This is a genomic window from Labrenzia sp. CP4, from assembly GCF_001579905.1.
In the GTDB taxonomy this organism is placed as follows: Bacteria; Pseudomonadota; Alphaproteobacteria; order Rhizobiales; family Stappiaceae; genus Roseibium; species Roseibium algicola.
Window position 1 is genome coordinate 5405879 of sequence record NZ_CP011927.1, and the last position, 16499, is coordinate 5422377.

Annotated in this window: 14 protein-coding genes; 5 read left to right on the plus strand and 9 right to left on the minus strand. The window is 59.8% G+C overall.

The window, feature by feature from the left end; all coding sequences use genetic code 11:
• Window positions 1-459 precede the first annotated feature (459 nt).
• Window positions 460-1269 (minus strand): 3-methyl-2-oxobutanoate hydroxymethyltransferase, encoded by an 810-nt coding sequence (gene panB, locus ACP90_RS24795; protein WP_022999661.1) that lies wholly within the window; start codon window positions 1267-1269, stop codon window positions 460-462.
• A gap of 36 nt (window positions 1270-1305) precedes the next feature.
• Window positions 1306-2157 (minus strand): pantoate--beta-alanine ligase, encoded by an 852-nt coding sequence (gene panC, locus ACP90_RS24800; RefSeq protein WP_062491972.1) that lies wholly within the window; start codon window positions 2155-2157, stop codon window positions 1306-1308.
• Between the two features lie 266 nt (window positions 2158-2423).
• Between panC and ACP90_RS24805 the strand changes: the two genes are divergently transcribed.
• Window positions 2424-3623: a hypothetical protein gene (locus ACP90_RS24805; RefSeq protein WP_145915835.1), complete on the plus strand. Its 1200-nt coding sequence runs from the start codon at window positions 2424-2426 to the stop codon at window positions 3621-3623.
• A gap of 33 nt (window positions 3624-3656) precedes the next feature.
• Here ACP90_RS24805 and ACP90_RS24810 read toward each other — a convergent pair whose 3' ends face one another.
• Entirely contained in the window at window positions 3657-4112 is a 456-nt protein-coding gene (locus ACP90_RS24810; protein WP_062490624.1) for a VOC family protein, read from the minus strand.
• 47 nt (window positions 4113-4159) lie between these two features.
• Here ACP90_RS24810 and ACP90_RS28925 point away from each other — a divergent pair, with 47 nt between their 5' ends.
• From ACP90_RS28925 to ACP90_RS24825, 3 genes are all read left to right on the plus strand, one after another.
• Window positions 4160-4522 carry a helix-turn-helix domain-containing protein gene (locus ACP90_RS28925; protein WP_062490626.1) on the plus strand — a complete coding sequence of 121 codons (363 nt, stop codon included), beginning with the start codon at window positions 4160-4162 and terminating at the stop codon, window positions 4520-4522.
• A 354-nt stretch (window positions 4523-4876) separates the two neighbouring features.
• Window positions 4877-6070 carry an HlyD family efflux transporter periplasmic adaptor subunit gene (locus ACP90_RS24820; RefSeq protein WP_022999655.1) on the plus strand — a complete coding sequence of 398 codons (1194 nt, stop codon included), beginning with the start codon at window positions 4877-4879 and terminating at the stop codon, window positions 6068-6070.
• A gap of 1 nt (window position 6071) precedes the next feature.
• Window positions 6072-8051, plus strand: coding sequence for a cellulose synthase catalytic subunit (locus tag ACP90_RS24825; RefSeq protein ID WP_062490628.1), 1980 nt, complete (start codon window positions 6072-6074; stop codon window positions 8049-8051).
• 12 nt (window positions 8052-8063) lie between these two features.
• On the opposite strand, the gene ACP90_RS24830 is transcribed toward ACP90_RS24825, so the two are convergent.
• Both ACP90_RS24830 and ACP90_RS24835 read right to left on the minus strand, forming a co-directional pair.
• The gene (locus ACP90_RS24830) at window positions 8064-9152 is read right to left on the minus strand and encodes a cache domain-containing protein (protein WP_062490630.1); all 1089 of its coding nucleotides are present in this window, start codon (window positions 9150-9152) and stop codon (window positions 8064-8066) included.
• A gap of 210 nt (window positions 9153-9362) precedes the next feature.
• The gene (locus ACP90_RS24835) at window positions 9363-9941 is read right to left on the minus strand and encodes a TetR/AcrR family transcriptional regulator (protein ID WP_082809845.1); all 579 of its coding nucleotides are present in this window, start codon (window positions 9939-9941) and stop codon (window positions 9363-9365) included.
• A 51-nt stretch (window positions 9942-9992) separates the two neighbouring features.
• Between ACP90_RS24835 and ACP90_RS24840 the strand changes: the two genes are divergently transcribed.
• A complete protein-coding gene (locus ACP90_RS24840; RefSeq protein ID WP_062490633.1) occupies window positions 9993-10688 on the plus strand; it encodes a DUF4336 domain-containing protein in 696 nt (231 codons plus the stop codon).
• A gap of 43 nt (window positions 10689-10731) precedes the next feature.
• Here the strand turns inward: ACP90_RS24840 and ACP90_RS24845 are convergent, their stop codons facing one another.
• From ACP90_RS24845 to ACP90_RS24865, 4 genes are all read right to left on the minus strand, one after another.
• On the minus strand, window positions 10732-12348 hold the full coding sequence (locus tag ACP90_RS24845; protein ID WP_062490634.1) for a thiamine pyrophosphate-binding protein: 1617 nt from the start codon (window positions 12346-12348) through the stop codon (window positions 10732-10734).
• The gene (locus tag ACP90_RS24850; RefSeq protein ID WP_062490636.1) at window positions 12345-13637 is read right to left on the minus strand and encodes a CoA transferase; all 1293 of its coding nucleotides are present in this window, start codon (window positions 13635-13637) and stop codon (window positions 12345-12347) included. The genes ACP90_RS24845 and ACP90_RS24850 overlap by 4 nt, the downstream gene beginning before the upstream one ends.
• Window positions 13638-14538: 901 nt before the next feature.
• The gene (locus ACP90_RS24860; protein WP_208993402.1) at window positions 14539-15405 is read right to left on the minus strand and encodes a poly(3-hydroxybutyrate) depolymerase; all 867 of its coding nucleotides are present in this window, start codon (window positions 15403-15405) and stop codon (window positions 14539-14541) included.
• 123 nt (window positions 15406-15528) lie between these two features.
• The gene (locus ACP90_RS24865; RefSeq protein WP_055659316.1) at window positions 15529-16314 is read right to left on the minus strand and encodes an ion channel; all 786 of its coding nucleotides are present in this window, start codon (window positions 16312-16314) and stop codon (window positions 15529-15531) included.
• Window positions 16315-16499: the final 185 nt, after the last annotated feature.

A 16499-nucleotide genomic window follows, 5' to 3' on the forward strand; every position in this document is an offset into this window, starting at 1 on the left:
CAGGCGCCCCGATCCCGGATCCCCGTTTCACTGCGTCCGGGATGACCAACCGAGAGGTGAGAAGTCACGCGGCCAGATATTTCGTGAAACACCATGGCAAACCCACTCCGTCGTCATCCCGGCCAAGCGCAGCGCGAGCCGGGATCGGAGAGCCACCGGCGGTCGGTGCAAGCACGCCTTCAAAAGGCAAGGCACAGGCGCCCCGATCCCGGATCTCCGTTTCACTGCGTCCGGGATGACCAACCGAGTGGTGAGAAATCACGCGGCCAGATATTTCGTGACACACCATGGCGAACCCTACCCATCGTCATCCCGGCCAAGCGTCAGCCCGAGCCAGGATCGGAGAGCCACCGGAGAACGACGCGGGCACGCGCACAAAAGGCAAGGCACGGACGCCCGATCCCGGATCTCCGTTTCACTGTGACCGGGATGACAAGCCGAGAGGTGAGAAACTGGCCTCTACCGGTACACTTCGCTCTCACCGGGGAAGCTGCGGTCCTTGACCTCTTCCGAATAGGCTTTCACCGCAGCCTCGATCTGGCCACCGAGATTGCCATAGACCTTGACGAATTTCGGCGGCGTCGGGTTAAGGCCGAGCATGTCCTCCAGCACCAGGATCTGACCGTCGCACTCCGCGGACGCTCCGATGCCGATGGTCGGGATCGCGATCTGTTTGGTGATCCTCGCCGCCAGCGGCTCGACCATACCTTCCAGAACCAGCGCGAAAGCGCCTGCCTCGGCAACGGCTCTTGCGTCTTCTTCGTGGCTGGCCCAGCTGTCCTCGTCGCGCCCTTGTGTCTTGAAACCGCCCATGACGTTGACCGATTGCGGTGTCAGGCCGATGTGGGCCATCACCGGAATGCCTCGCTCGCTCAGGAAGCGGATGGTTTCGGCCATGCGGGCGCCACCTTCAAGCTTTACGGCCCCGCACTGGGTTTCCTTCATCACGCGGGCAGCGTTGCGGAAGGCGACCGAAGGGCTTTCCTCATAGGTGCCGAAGGGCATGTCGACCACCACCAGCGCCCGGCTGGTGCCGCGTACCACGGCCTTGCCGTGCATGATCATCAGTTCCAGCGAGACGCCGACGGTGGATTCCATGCCGTGCATGACCATGCCGAGGCTGTCACCGACCAGGATGAAATCGGCGTATTTGTCGACGATGGCCGCCGTATGCGCGTGATAGGAGGTCAGCGAGACGATGGGATCACCGCCCTTACGGCGGGTGATCTGCGGGGCCGTGATGCGGCGAACGGGTTTCTGGGTGCTCATGCGGCGTCCTTTCGATAAGGGGCTTGAGACGGATTATCAGGTGGCGGGTGCAATCACCCGCTGGTCGATCAGGAGAACAGTGCCGAAGCGCACGGCCAGCAGCACCACGGCCGGGCGGTCAAGCATGCCGGAAAGCTCTTCAAGGGTTTCCGCATCGCGAATGTCGACGCTTTCCACCTTTCCCGAGGGCGCTTCGGCAAGGCTTTTGCGGACAACAGCTTCCAGCACCGAAATTGCCGGGGCCGATTTCGCGAGTTCCTCCGCAGCGCTGAGCGACCGGCTGAGCTGGACAGCGTCGGCCCGGTGCTCCGCCGTCAGGCGAACGTTGCGCGACGACATCGCGAGCCCGTCTGCCTCACGCACTGTCTTGTGCGGCACGATTTCCAGCGGCATGTCAAGATCGCGAACCATCTGCCGGATCAAGGTGAGCTGCTGATAGTCCTTCTCGCCGAAGACAGCGAAATCCGGCGTGACAATGTTGAAGAGCTTGGTGACGACCGTAGAGACACCCCGGAAATGACCGGGCCTGAGAGCGCCCTGCAATATGGCGGAGAGGCCCGGAACCTCGACGAAGGTATCTCCGCCGGCGCCGTACATTTCCTCAACGCTCGGCAGAAACACGGCGTCGGTGCCTTCCGCCTCCAGAAGCGCCAGATCACGCGCTTCATCACGCGGATAGGTCGACAGATCCTCATTGGCGCCAAACTGGGTGGGGTTGACGAAAATGGTGGCAACAACGCGGTCTGCCTTTTGCCGCGCCATGCGCACGAGGCCGAGATGGCCCTCATGCAGATAGCCCATTGTCGGCACCACCCCGACGGTTTCACCCGCGCGTTTCCAGCCTCGCACGGCTTCGCGCATCTCCGCCTTCGTCCGGCAGATGATCATCTGTTTCATCCTCCCGCGACCCCGTTTCCCGCCCGGGGTTTCTTTTCGCAGGTGCAGCATAGTGACGGCGAAACGAAAGTCCAGTGGGCAAAGAGGGGAACAGACCTTGCCAGGTGCCGCCTCCATGTCGTTTGGTGCATGCTGGATCCGCAGGCTGGGGAAGTCGATGGAGCCTGTCCGAACAAGAATAATAGCCGGCTCGCAAAGACCGGTTAAACGAGCAGTATTGTCAGGAGAGAAAAATAAAGAACCGCCTGAACCGACTGGTGATCTATTTTCCTGGCTATGATTTGCGTCCGGCCCGTTACTGCTTCCCGTTGCTCCGCAAGGAGTTCGACACCTTCCTGAAGATCCGGAAGGTGAACGGTGCCCTTTCCCAGCTCAGCGAAGGTCTTGATCCCGGCGGCACCACGGCCAGTTGGAGCGGGCATGTCGACTGGCCGGACAGCCGTGTCGAGACAACGTTTGTGCAGCTTGGCTGGCGGGACGTCATCAAGGCCGATTTTCGGCGCTCCTGGCCGCGCACGATTGCAGATGCCATCCGGTCCTTCATGATGATCGCCCAGGCGGGCGGATATCGGGCTGCATTGAAAAGCAACTGGGCGCATGGGGTCTTCTGTCTTTATCCCCCCGTAGGACTGCTTCTCTATTTCCTGGCCAGCCTGCTGCCACCCATTCTTCTGGCACCGGTCATTCTGCGCAATGTGGGCGCAGCGGTTCGGCAAGGCCATGCCGAAGAAATCGCCTGGTCCGTGTTGCTGGGAGGCAGCGCGGCGTGGATGCTCGCGGTTTACCTGCTCATGACCTGGCTGGAACCCAAGTCCTACTTCCGGTACCTGGTCAACAGCTGGCACTTCATGGCCCGGCTTGCCCGGAACAACCACCCCGAAATGCTTGCCCGTATCGAAGAAAGCGCCGACCTCATCGTTGCCGCAGCCGCAGAAGCGGACGAAGATACCGACCTGGTGTTCGTGTCGCACAGCTGTGGAACGTTCGTGGCGATCTACATTCTTGCAGCTGTCCTGCGCCGGCAGCCGGACATCGTTCGGCGCCCCGGCGGCTTCTCTTTTGTCACGATGGGACCGGCTTTCGATTGCCTCGGCGGGTTCGGGGCGCAAGACGGCTTTGGTGATGCCATGACGGCGGTGGCACGGTCCGGTGTCGACTGGACGGATCTTTACGGCCCGCATGACCCGCTCTGCGGTGGCCGCACCACGCCTGTGGCGCGTTATGCGCAGCCGAACAAATCGGGCGAGACGTTGCCGGAACCCAGACGGTACAGCGTGTGCATTCCGGACCGAATGACCGCAAAGAGGTTTCGCTACCTGCGCTTTCGCTTCTTTGCGCTTCACTTCAATTACTTTTTCGCCTCGGTGCGTCCGGGTCTCTTCGACTTCTACCGCCTGACCCTTGGCCCCAAACGGGCCGTGGACCAGCTCAAGGCCTGGGACAACGGGCGGGATTAATGGGCGACGCGATCTCCCGAGAGCTATCCAAACCTAGCGATCACCGGGGAAGCTAACGGTCTGCAAGAGTTCGATGATCTCGCCGGCCGGCCCTTCAAAGATTGCGTTGCGAACCCGCACTTCGGGTTGGCCAAGTGTCAGTGCTTCCGGGCCGTGCAGATGCCTCGCACCGGCTTCGACAATCCGCACGCAAGCCTGATCAAGATCCGTCACGCTCAGGCAGAGGTGCGCGAGCGCACCTGTCGAAACCTTTTGCCCCTGCTGCGCACCAACACCTTGCATCGGGATCTCGGCCCTCAGGTCGAACAATTCGACCCAGCTTTTCCTGTCGGGTGCCTGCATCATTACCGCGCGATCGATGCCATAGCTCGGCAGTCTCCAGTCGTGCACCTGGTGGAAACCGATTTCCTCATAAAAGGAAACGGAACGCTGAAGGTCCGGGGAGCGGATCGCAGAGTGATGAAATCCGGTGAAAACTTGTACTGACATCGCGTGGTCTCCATGTTTCGGGAGACACCTATCGGAGTTTCCCGCGCATGGACCAGTCTGACAATTTTGACACAGGCCGCCGGACCTGGTCGACGATCCAGGAGCGAAACCGGGGCAATCTTCATGGATGGTGTGATCTTGCAGCCGGCCTCCAGACCGTGAGCGGACAGTGGAAAGCGTCGATCCTGATTGTACTGTCCGAGAAGGATAGCGGCCTACCGGACATTCAGCGCCGCCTAGAATTTGCAAGCCGTCGAGTGCTCGTTCGAGCAATGCGCGAACTTGAAAAAGATGGGTTGGTGTCCCGATCGGCACATGTTGCAACCGGCTATTCATTGACACGCGATGGCCTCGCCCTGGTGCCAATCCTGCGGCACCTTGCGGATTGGAACGCCGCACGGGCGGGCTGATTACAAGAAGACGATACTCAATGAATTGACGCTTGAACTGCCCTGCGTCTTAAACCGCTGCAATTGCCAGAAAACCTGTGAAGTCAGGTCGGTTTGAAGGGTCTGCAAAACTGTCCTTCGGGATCAGGACGTGCCTCGCTCATGCGCCACGGGATGCGGGAATGCTTCGATTTCCCTCCCTCCACAACCTTTGATCGAATTCGCTTAAGTCCCCTTGTCGATTGAATAGATTGGTATTCTTTCCACAGGCCCGGGATATTAACTAATGCAAAGAAGCTCCCTTTACACGCTTCACGCGATACGGGAGTTTGCGCTGGGGGCATTCCTTCTCGACAGACTCATTTGAGAGGTCAGATGCGGATTCTGAGATTGTTGCTAGCAGGCCTGGTCATCGTCGCCGCGGGGTTTGTGATTGCAGGGGAGCAGTTGTCAGGCACCAGCGCAGATGCGGTTATCAATGCAAGGCTCACAACGGTACGGGCGCCGACAGCCGGACAACTGACGCTGGAGCACCGGCTGCTCGGATCGTCTGTAGCGGAGGGTGAACAACTGGGGTCGATCGATGATCCCCTTGTCGACAACATCTACCTCAACGACATGATCCGCGAAAAGGCGTTTGCGACAGCCGAGGTCGACCGACTGTCGACCGTGATAGCCGCGATTGAACAGTCCGTCAGTGATTTGCAGGCGAGATCGGAGCGCTATCAGCAGCAGCGGATCCTGCAGCTTCAAGCGGAGCTGCGTGCCTTGACCTTCGAAATCGGTGCCGCCGAAGCCAGGGGGGATGAGGCGGAGGCAGCTTTCCAGCGCTCCAAACAGCTGACAGATCGCGGCCTGGAGGCTTCAGCCTCCTTCGAGCGGATCAGAGCGACGCAAAGGGTTGCAGCGCAGGATCTGGAAAGTGCACGCCAGCGGGCGGCCGTTGTCGAGATCGAACTGCAGGCGGCTCAAGACGGAACGTTTCTGGGCGATGGTTACAATGATGCTCCCTACTCCGAACAACGCATTTCGGAACTGACACTGGAACAATCCGAAAACCAGGCCTTGCTCAATGCGGAAAAGGAAAAGGCAAAGGCCTTGGACAATCGCATCAATGTCGAGCGGCTGAGAGTGAACCGGCTGGCCTCCTCGAAACTCATTTCGAACGTCGACGGAACCGTTTGGGAAGTGCTGACGGCAAACGGCGAGACGGTTGAACGAGGCGAGCCATTGATGCGCCTGGTGAATTGCACCTCCACGATCATCACCTTGAGTGTCGCGGAATCCGTCTATAACCGCCTCAAGATCGGAGACCTTGCCAAGTTTCGCGTGAGCAACGACCAGAAGGTTCTGGAGGGTACGATCACGCGTCTGGCCGGTTCCGGGGCAGAGACGATTTACCGAAACCTTGCCGTTGCGCCCAGCGAAAGACACCTGCAGCGCTTCGACGTGACGCTTGTCGTACCCGCAATCCGCGAAGATCCCGCACTCGCCTGTGCGATCGGAAGGACGGGCCGGGTTTTCTTCGAAGCAAGACCTCTCGATTTCCTGCGCACCCTCTGGCTCTGAGATGTTCCCGGTCCTTTACCTAAGCGACACCGTTTCCAGCATCGTGCAGCTCAACCTTGTGCTGGCGCTTGGAATGCTTGTTCCTTTGCTTCTGTCCCGGGAAAAAACCTGGCACAGGGCCCTGCTCTTTGCAGTCTGCGCCGTGCTGACAGCGCGGTATCTGTATTGGCGCGCCGCCTACACGCTCGCACCGCTGGATCTGACCTTCGACTGCCTCGCAAGCTGGTCCTTCTTCGCGATCGAATGCGCAGCGTGCCTGTCCTCGCTCAGTGCATTTCTTATCCTGTCGAGGCACCGCGACCGCAAGCAGGAGGCGGACCGGCAGCAAGACTGGTGGGAACCCGAGCCCGCTCCAAAGGTGGCGGTTCTCATTCCCACCTACAACGAAGAGCGGGACGTTCTGGAACGGACGATCGTTGGAGCACTTGCCCTCGATTATCCGGATTTCAGCGTCCATGTGCTTGATGACAGCAGGCGCGACTGGCTGAAGGACTACTGTGTCGCGCAAGGGGTTACCTACGTCAGCCGGCCCGAAAACACGGGGGCCAAGGCAGGCAACATGAACCATGCGCTTCGCCAAATGGCCGAAGAAGATACAGCGCCCAGTTTCATTGCCGTCCTTGATGCAGACTTCGTTCCACACAGCAATTTCCTGAAAAGAACGGTCGCTCTTCTCAAGGATGAAAAGGTGGGACTGGTTCAAACGCCGCAACATTTCTTCAACTCGGATCCGATCCAGCACAATCTCGGCCTCAGCCGGTCCTATCCGGACGAACAACGCTTTTTCTTCGACTACCTGCAGCCGTCGCGTGATGCCTGGGGCATTGCCTTTTGTTGCGGAACCTCTTCCGTCATCCGCTGGAACGCGCTTCAGAAAATCGGATGGTTTTCGACGGAAAGCATTACAGAGGATTTCCTTCTGACGCTTTGCCTGAAGGACGCCGGTTACAACACGGTCTACCTGAATGAAGCCCTCTCCGAGGGCCTCGCACCGGAAGGTCTCAAGGAATACATCAGCCAGCGCGCCAGATGGTGCCTCGGCATGATGCAGATCGCCCGCAGCCGGTTCGGCCCCTTTTCCAATAATCGCTTGGGACTTGCCGATCGGTGGAGCGTGATCGACAGCGTGCTTTACTGGACGACGAACTTTCCGTTCCGGATCGCAATCCTTGTTTACCCGCTGCTCTACTGGTACTTCAACATCATGGTCGTCGATGCGACCTTGCAGGAAGTGCTGCGCTATTTCGGCACCTATTACCTCTGGATCCTGATCACCTTGAACTTTGTGTCCGGAGGCCTGGTCGTTCCGATCGTCAACGACATCAGCCAGCTGCTCGGCGCAGTGCCGATTACCAGGGCTGCCTTCACGGGACTGTTCTTTCCGAAGGGACATCCCTTCTCGGTGACCGCAAAAGGCGGCGACAGAAGCCGGGTGGTCGTTCAGTGGCGCTTGATTGCCCTCTTCGGCACGTTCTTCCTGCTGACCATTGTCGGCTTGCTGCTTGGCATCATCTCCGACCACTTTGCGTATAATGACGCGGGCGATGGCAAGCTCGTGATCATGTTCTGGACGTTCTACAACCTGATTGTCCTTGGCGTGACGATGATTGTCTGTGCGGAACTTCCCAGGCGCGAGATCCATTTCCAGGACAAACCCGAACGGGCCATTCTTCATTCAGACATTGGCAGTACCCGGGTCTGGATCGTGGGATTGACGCAGAACTCCGTCAGGATCCGAGGTGCGGCCATACACGACGATACCCCGGTCCGGATCGAAATCGACGGTGTTGGCATCGTCAATGCCATTGTGACGATGCCGGACGACGACGGCGCCCGCCTCCTGCTGGAGCCGCAACCGGAACAGCATGAAGCCCTGCTACGCCGCTTCTACACAACGGGAGAAGCCCCGGGCGTAACCAAAACCCGGTACCGCGCGTTGCTTGGCGACCTTGCACAAAGACTGTCAGCGCCACAGCGCTGACAGCACAAGATCTTACGACTGCATCTTGTTTTGTAACCGTGCGACAGCCGCACTCAGCACGCTCGCTTCCGCCGTGGTCCTTGCTTCATAGGGATAGATGTCCTCACCGCGCATGACAGCCCTGGCGGTTTTTGCCAGTTTGCGAAAAGGGCGAACGAAAATCAGGATGAACAAGGCCGTAAGAGCGGCAAGGACGATGCCGAGGGTCACGAAGTAGACGATGAAAAGGTTCGTGAATTCGCCGATGGGGTGCGCAGTGTTGTTGATGCGCGCGATCATGCTCCAGCCGAATGCGGGCAGGTCCGCATAGCCGAGCACCGGGATCACGGTCGTGAAGTAAGTTGCGCCGTCCGGCCATTTCTCCACCCCGGTTTGCCGAGCACCGGTCATTGCGGACCGAAAACTCTGCAGCTTGTCGATCGGCTCGGAAAGGCCATCTGTTCGTGCAACGATGTTCCCTGTCCGGTCGATCACATAGACATCCAGCCCCATGGAATGGGCGGTTTCAGTCAGGTACTGCTCGACCCAGTGGTGATTGATATGGAAGGCCAACACCCCTTCGACCAACCCGAATTCATCCGTTACAGGCGTTGCCATATCGAGAAAGCGGCGAGGCTCGTTTCCAATGGGTGGCAGCAGCTCCGCCAGAAGAACGGCCGGATGAACATCCCCGGCGAAATCTCCTCCAAGTCCATTCGTGAACCACGGACGAGAAGAAACATCGGCGCCTTCCAGCATGCCTGATGAGGCCGTCAGGACCTTTCCATCGACCGACGCAAGACCGGCCCAGGAGATACGCTCCTTTTCGGCGACGATCAGATCCAATGCTGTTCTGACGGCAGGCTCGCCGCGCCCTGTCATATCAACCGCAACAAGCCGAAGATTGCGCCAATCCTGGTGAAGTTCCCGGGCAAAATCCAGCCCAACACCCCTGGCCCTGACCGAGACGGCTTCCGCAAGTGCAGCGTCGCGGCTTTCCTTCAGCCGCTGGCCGACGAACGACCAGGCACTGAGCACCGCAATCAAACCTCCAAGTGCAACAAAACCACATATGGCCACCACCAAAGAGGGGTAGCCAGTTCTGGCACGCTTCTCCGTCATCAATCACTCCTCCTCCCACAGAAAGTGAATCAGACACAGCGAATAGGGGAAATTGTGTGACACCCACGACCACCGATAGTGGGTAACAATGCTTGGCAGGCGGTTTCAGGCTCGATGGTTAAGGGTTTCTTGCCAGACTGATTAAAATTCGCCCCGTCGTGGAGGCTAGCGAACTAAGTAATAATGGCAGCGTCGCTACACATGGATGCATCAGGCAGTCACTCCGCCAATGCCCTCCACCACAAGACGCACAATCTTGCGGATGTCTGCTTCTGGAACCACGCCAACCTGCAAACCGTTCAGCATGGCCTGTCCATAGACACCCAGTACGATCAGGGCCATGAATTCCGGTCCTTCATCCTTGCGTATCAGCCCCTGGGCCTGGCCGAGAGCTAGGATGTCCCGCACGAGCCCCTGAAACGAGGGGCGGTCTGACGGTGGCTCGAGGGAAGGTCTTTGAACCGGCACCAGTGCAAGCCGCGCCACTGCGGGGTTGGCCATGCACCAACGGGCACTGTCTATCAGCACCGCTTCGAGCAACGTTACCGCATGCTGCCCCTCGGCCATGCGGTCACGATAGTCTGTGTCCCGGGCTTCCACCCGCGCTATGAGGCTGAGAGCAATGTCTTCCTTCGACCCGAAGAGATTATAGACGGTCTTGCGCGTCAGCCCTGCGCGCTCGGCAATCACATGAACCGTAGCCCCTTCGAACCCAAGTTCGCGAAACGCGATTTCCGCAGCATCGAGGATGAGTGCGCGCGAGCGCTCGGTGCGTTTCAGGCTTGTCATTTTTATACCCTAGTGTAATTTTACACTCTTGTAAATAAATGGAGCCAAGCGATGCTCAAGGAATTCGGACCGGAAATCTGGATTGCGGAAGGCCCAACAGTGAGAGCCGCTGCCGGATTTCACTATCCCACGCGCATGGCGATCATCCGCCTTTCCAGCGAAGGGTTAGTCGTCTGGTCGCCTGTTGCCTTTTCTCCGGAGCTCGGTTCTGCCGTCGATGCGCTCGGCACGGTCCGATACATCGTTCCGCCGAACAGTCTGCATGACACCTTCCTTGCGGAATGGCAGCAGGCCTATCCCGACGCCGCAATTCTCGCACCACCGGGTCTGCGTAGAAAGCGACCTGATCTTGTCTTCGCTGGCGAACTCGCTGGCATCACGGTGCCCGGCTGGCAGGCAGAGATTGATGTCGTAGTAGTTCCAGGGAACCGGATTACCAGCGAAGCCGTGCTGTTCCACCGGGCCAGCGGCACGGCTATCTTCGCGGATCTGCTGCAGCAGTTTTCACCCGGCTGGTTCAAGGGATGGCGTGCCCTGGTTGCCCGCCTCGACCTGATGACAAGGCAAACGCCTTCCGTTCCACGGAAATTCCGGCTCGCTTTCACGAACCGGGATGCCGCCCGGTTTGCCGTGCGGCAAATCTTGGACTGGCCCAGCAAGAGGGTTCTGATTGCGCACGGCACCCCGGTGTCCAAAAACGGCCAGGCCTTTCTCCGGGGTGCCTTCCGCTGGCTGATCAAATCGTGACGTCCAGAGACATTGCGCAAATCTCAGCTGGGTCTAACCCTCTCTAAAACGTCCCGTCATATGCCCGCCGCTCAATCCGGCAGGCCAGCAGGGTGAAACCTTCGCGGGTGAGCGCGTCCTCGGCCTCACGGTGCAAAGTCTCTGCGTCCTCCACCCACACCCCGTGGCCGCCATAGGCTCTGGCGACGGCCGGGAAATCCGTTTCGCCGAAATCCACGCCCACATTCGGGCGCTGGCTGGAGCGCTGTTTCAACTCGATCAGCGACAGGCTTGTGTCGACCAGCACGCAGATGATGACGGGGATCTTGAGGTCACGCAGGGTGGAAAGTTCACCAAGGCACATTTCCAGACCTGCGTCGCCGACAAAGGCAATTACAGGGGACGCCCCTTCAACCACGCGGTGGCCCATGGCCAGCGGCACGGCGCAGCCCATGGTGCAGAGTGCGGAAGACTGCAGCATCTGACGAGGCATCGGACAGCGCCAGATCTGGCTGACGAGAATGCGGTGAGCACCGCTGTCGGCGGTTGCCACCGTGTCAGCCGGCAAGGCCGCGCGCAGCGTGTGGAAGACCGTGCCCGGCCCCCAGCCGGACGCTTCCGGTGCGAAGGCCTTGTCCAGCTCGGCCCGGACGGCGGCAGGTTCGCCTTCCGGCCAGGAGGGCTTTGCCGGCTGGCGCGCGGCGCCCAATAGATCAAGCGCCGGCTGCACTGCGCTGCGCAGCGTTGACCGTACGCTGTGCATGCCATGGGTGCGCAGCACCGGGGTGATGTCGACCACAGGCGCGTCGGCATCCCACGGATTGCGCCAGTTGATGCGCATCTCGATGGGGTCGAAACCGAGCAGCAGAATGCAGTCGCTCTTGTTGATGAGCGGCAGCAGCAGGCCATCGGCCTTGGGTGAGAGGCCGGCTCCGCCAAGGGCAAGCGGATTGTTTTCGTCAAGCAGGCCCTTGCCCTTGTAGCTGGTGACAAGGGGAATTTGAAACGCTTCGCAGAATTCGGAAATTGCAGCCGAAGCTGCCTCGTTGACGGCATCGACACCGGCGATCGCAATCGGCCGTTCGGCCTTTCTGAAAAGGTCCAGCGCAGTGTCGAGATCCGGGCCGGGCACCGGTGCGGTTGCGACCGGTGAAGACTGGAACACACGGCTCCAGGCTTCCTGTGTGTCCCCCTCGGCAACACGGATCGGTACGTCGATGTGCACCGGGCCTGGCTGGCCGTCGAGCGCGATGGCCAGCGCCTTTTCCATCATCACGTCCAGAGCGCCCAGGCGAGCGGAGAAGCTGGCCTTGACGATGGGTCGCAGCAACTGTTGATGATCGAACACCTGGTGGGTGTAGCTTTCCGCCTCTCCCTGATCGACACACCCGGTGAGGAAGATCAGCGGCACCCGGTCCTGCCAGGCATTGGCAACGACGTTGACCGCATTGGCCGCCCCCGGCCCGAGCGTTGCCAGAAGCACGCCAGGCGCGCCGTCGGCATGCCAGCCGCCTTCGGCCATGAAGCCACCCGCATTCTCGTGCTTCACCAGCAAGAAGTTGAGGCCCGCCTCGTCCAGCGCCTGCATGAGGGCTAGCACCTCGCCGCCCGGAATGCCGAAGGCGTGACGGCAGCCTGCCGCGTGAAGTTTGCCTGCGATGATATCCGCACCGGTGGTCATTTGCTGCTGTGTCCTTCAGTCGCCGTGTCTGGCGGGGTTGGGCCGAAGTCGAGAATGCCTCTGCCGGCAAGATCGGAAAGGGCGTCTGCACCAAGTCCAAGCAGACGGGTCAGAACATCCGCAGTATCCGCTCCCACAAGCGGTGGCGCGCTGCGGTAGGCAACCGGCGTCTTTTCCAGGTTGATGGGCGAGCCGATCAGGTCGACGTCGCCGCCAAGCGGATGCGGCAGGGTGATCCGCATCTGGCGTGCCAGCACCTGCGGATCGGCAAAAACCTGTTCCAGATCGTTCACCGGGCCGCAGGGAACGCCTTCAGCTTCAAGCTCGGCAATCCACTCTGCCGCGGCCTTCTCGATTGTCAGACGGCGGATCTTCGGGACCAGCTCCGCACGGTTGCGCACCCGGTCGGCATTTCTGGCATAACGCGGATCTTCGGCCAGTTCCGGCGCACCGGCAACCTTGCAGAACTTGCCGAACTGGCTGTCATTGCCAACCGCCAGAATGAAGGACTGGTCGCTTGCCGGAAACGTCTCGTAGGGCACGATGGTGGGATGGCCGTTGCCGAGGCGGCCCGGCACCTTGCCAGAGGTAAGATAGGCCACACCCTGGTTGATCAGCCAGGAGACCTGGGCATCCAGCAGCGAGATGTCGATGGACTGACCTTCTCCGGTGCTGTTGCGGTGGTTGAGTGCAGCGAGGATGGAGACGGTCGCATACATCCCGCACATGACATCGGCAATGCCGACACCGCACTTGGTTTCCGTGCCGCCGTCCTCATCCGCAAAGCCTGTCAGCGACATGATCCCGCCCATGCCCTGGATCAGGAAATCATATCCTGCCCGCTGTGCGTAGGGGCCGGTTTGCCCGAAGCCGGTTATGGAACAGTATATCAGGCGCGGGTTGCGGACCTTCAGCGTGTCATAATCAAGCCCACGCCGCTTCAGGTCACCGACCTTGAAGTTCTCTACCAGAATGTCGGCCTTTGCCGCCAGATCGGCAATTAGCCGCTGCCCTTCGGGGCTGGCGAGATCAATGGCGACGGACGCCTTGTTGCGATTGGAGGAAAGGTAGTAGGCGCTTTCGCCGGTCTCCCTGCCCTCACCATCTTTCAGGAAGGGCGGTCCCCAACCGCGCGTGTCGTCCCCCCGGCCCGGCCGTTCGATCTTGATCACCTCCGCACCGAGATCGCCCAGGATCTGGGTGCAGGTCGGTCCGGCGAGAATGCGGGAAAGGTCGAGGACAACAAGGCCGGACAAGGCGCCGGATGCGGCAGGAGACGGCTGGGACAAGGCTCACCTTCAAAATGACGTTTCCCGGTAAAGGCCACAGGCTGATGGGCGCCGTCAACAAGCCAGCATCAGCCCCCCGGACAAGCCGCCTCACTTTCTCGTTAGAAAACGGGAAGGAGGGGCGTTCGGAAAAGAACGTCTGACAGGCAGAGGAATGGCCCAGACCGGGCAAAGGGAGTGTCGGGATAAACGCACCTAAGTGCCAGGAGAAGCGGTTGTAAGACAATTGATGCCCTGGAAACGAGTAGGCCCGGGTCTCGCGGTGCTCGCCCGGGAGGACGTTCAGGCAGGACAGGGCATCTCCACAAACATCACTTTCTCTGTCGTCATTCCGGCAAGGTCTAGTGCGAACTGTGATCGGGATGCTTCTTCTTATCCGTCGGATCCCCTGAATTTGAACCTCGATGGTTCTTCGATCCCGGATCTCCGCTCCGCTGTGTCCGGGATGACGGAGGAGAGATTTGCGTTCTGAAACGTCGCCTGACCACTCCACTCAAAGGGGACTAGAAAGAGCAAACCGCAAGTCTCTTGCTCCTCTCTTCTCCGTCATTGCCGGATTTGATCCGGCAATCCATGCCGCTTCCTCACATCCCGCAAAGCGGTGAGTGGTGGCATGGACACGGCATGGATGCCATGGTCAAGCCATGGCATGACGAATTGGACCAAGGTACGAGAGGTGGCTGGATGTTCATAGGGTTACATAGGATAGAAACTGATCTGCCGCGAGAAAACCCTCTCCGTCGTCATCCCGGACGCGGCGGAGCCGAGATCCGGACTTTGGATAACGAATGGCTCGATATTTTGGGGCTGCAGATGTGAAGGACGTTCCCCATCCTCGAGAGGTTTGTTGACCTTGGATGCCGTGAAGTCCAACTGGGCTCAGCGCACGCCTCGTTCTTGCCTAGGTCGTCCAGCCCTTCATCTCGGCAAGCTCGTTCCAGGCGCGTTTGATCCAGCTGGCGCTCACGCTGTGGCCACCGTCGTGGAGGCAGAGCTCCAGGAAGCCGTGTTTAGGCTGCCAGGTTTCACAGGTGAGGTTGCCTTCGGTATGGGTCTTCGGCGCGGTTTCAGAGAGACCGTCCTGGCGGCGCCAGACGTCGAAACTCTTGAAAACGTCCCCCTGTTTCCACTTGCCCCCGCCAAGCCAGCGTCCTTCCAGCGGCACAACCGTGTCCGACGTGCCATGCACGTGGAAGAGATAGGGGGTCTCCGTCACGCAGGACTGCGGCAAAGGTTCCCAGAAGGCACCCGCGATCGGCGCATATCCTGCAAACATGCCGGAATCCTCGCAGGCCATGTACCAGGTCATGAAACCGCCGGAGGAAAAGCCGGACAGCATGGTGCGGCTTCGGTCGATGCCGAAGCGGTCGGACAGGTCCTGAAGGACGCTGTCGAAGAACGCCGGTTCGTTCCGCAGATTGCGCGGCGCTGTCGGGAAAGACCAGGTGCCGTTCATGCCCTGAACCGCAACGAAGGCAACACCCAGATCGTCCGCCATCTTGCGGAAGCTCTGGTTGCGGATCTCGTTGATGGCCTTGCCGCGATGGCCATGCAGGAAGAAGATTGCACCCAGAGGCTTGTCGGCCGGCCGGTTCTCCGGCAGGTGAATGAAATATTCGCCGTTCGTGACGTCGCAAGGTTTTTCCTCGCCGCAGGCCGCCGTGCCTGCCGCGTGCGATGGTGCGCCGAATGCGCCCAGAGCCAGAACCACGGCGCCCGCCAGCAGGCCGAGGCGTCTGGAAAAACCGGTAACTGTCGCCAATGACATGAAGTGCTCCTTGCACGGTAAAAACCATTGCCCCGCTCCGCCGGTAAGGATGGCTTCCGGACGGCTTTTGTCCAGCGGTTCGTCTTCACAAATCGGCGAGAGGGCTTCAGTCCTGCAAGGTGGCTAGTCCCATGTGCCTTCTGTCGGAATATTGAGAATTCGGCCACAATGCTTGCAGTGCACCGCATCCGGATCGTGCCTGTTGAGACCGCAATCGGGGCACGACAGATTGACCTTTGCCGGGCGGAAGATCGTCTGCACCAGTCGCAGGAACAGGGCGACGCCGAAGATCATGATCACCACCGTCATCAGCCGGCCGACGCTGTCGGTCATGGTGATGTCGCCGAAGCCGGTTGTCGTCAGCGTGGTTACGGTGAAATAGAGCGCGTCGAGATAATTGTTGATGTTGGCGTTTCGGTCGTTCTCGACCACGAAGACGAGGGCCGTCACGACAAAAATGAAGACGATCAGGTTGATGCCCGACTGAAAAATCTCCTCGTTGCGGCGGAACCATTTCGACGCCTGGCGCAGCTCCTTCAGCAGGTGATAGGAGCGCATCAGCCGCAGCATGCGCACAACGCGCAGGAAGGCGAAATTCTCGAAGAAGGCCGGAGCGACCAGAGAGACGATCACCACAAGGTCAGCAAGCGATGTGAAGCTGAAGACGTATTTGGTCCGCCGTCTTTCGGCGATCAGACGCGCAACATAGTCGAGTGCAAGAACCGCGGCGATCGCATAATCCAGCTCATGATGGATGCGGTCCTTGTCGATCATCGACGAGACGATGAAATAACCGATGGTGACCAGGTCGAACAGCAAAAGCGCATACCGGAAGGCCCGCGACCCGACCGTGTCGCCAAAATAGAGCTGGCGCAGGATCGTCTGCAAACTCCGCTTCGTGTCCGCCATCGGCTTCCCCTGTTTCCTTGCGAACTGACCGGCATACGCTGTGCGCGCTGGCTGGATCATTCGTGCAGATGCCGCACGATGCTGTTGCAAACAAGCTGTTTATTCTCACGGCCGACCGCACTAATGTCCGCTGTCGATCAACCAGAGCCTCCTGAATTCCGCTGAATGCAGGACGCTCGAACCTT

Bases quoted from the DNA above. Each gene is read 5' to 3' on its own strand.
- ACP90_RS24825 (WP_062490628.1), top strand. From the start codon at position 6,072: ATGTTCCCGGTCCTTTACCTAAGCGACACCGTTTCCAGCATCGTGCAG.
- ACP90_RS24840 (WP_062490633.1), top strand. From the start codon at position 9,993: ATGCTCAAGGAATTCGGACCGGAAATCTGGATTGCGGAAGGCCCAACA.
- panC (WP_062491972.1), bottom strand. From the start codon at position 2,157: ATGATCATCTGCCGGACGAAGGCGGAGATGCGCGAAGCCGTGCGAGGC.
- ACP90_RS24830 (WP_062490630.1), bottom strand. From the start codon at position 9,152: ATGACGGAGAAGCGTGCCAGAACTGGCTACCCCTCTTTGGTGGTGGCC.
- ACP90_RS24810 (WP_062490624.1), bottom strand. From the start codon at position 4,112: ATGTCAGTACAAGTTTTCACCGGATTTCATCACTCTGCGATCCGCTCC.
- ACP90_RS24865 (WP_055659316.1), bottom strand. From the start codon at position 16,314: ATGGCGGACACGAAGCGGAGTTTGCAGACGATCCTGCGCCAGCTCTAT.
- panB (WP_022999661.1), bottom strand. From the start codon at position 1,269: ATGAGCACCCAGAAACCCGTTCGCCGCATCACGGCCCCGCAGATCACC.
- ACP90_RS24835 (WP_082809845.1), bottom strand. From the start codon at position 9,941: ATGACAAGCCTGAAACGCACCGAGCGCTCGCGCGCACTCATCCTCGAT.
- ACP90_RS28925 (WP_062490626.1), top strand. From the start codon at position 4,160: ATGGACCAGTCTGACAATTTTGACACAGGCCGCCGGACCTGGTCGACG.
- ACP90_RS24845 (WP_062490634.1), bottom strand. From the start codon at position 12,348: ATGACCACCGGTGCGGATATCATCGCAGGCAAACTTCACGCGGCAGGC.
- ACP90_RS24860 (WP_208993402.1), bottom strand. From the start codon at position 15,405: ATGTCATTGGCGACAGTTACCGGTTTTTCCAGACGCCTCGGCCTGCTG.
- ACP90_RS24820 (WP_022999655.1), top strand. From the start codon at position 4,877: ATGCGGATTCTGAGATTGTTGCTAGCAGGCCTGGTCATCGTCGCCGCG.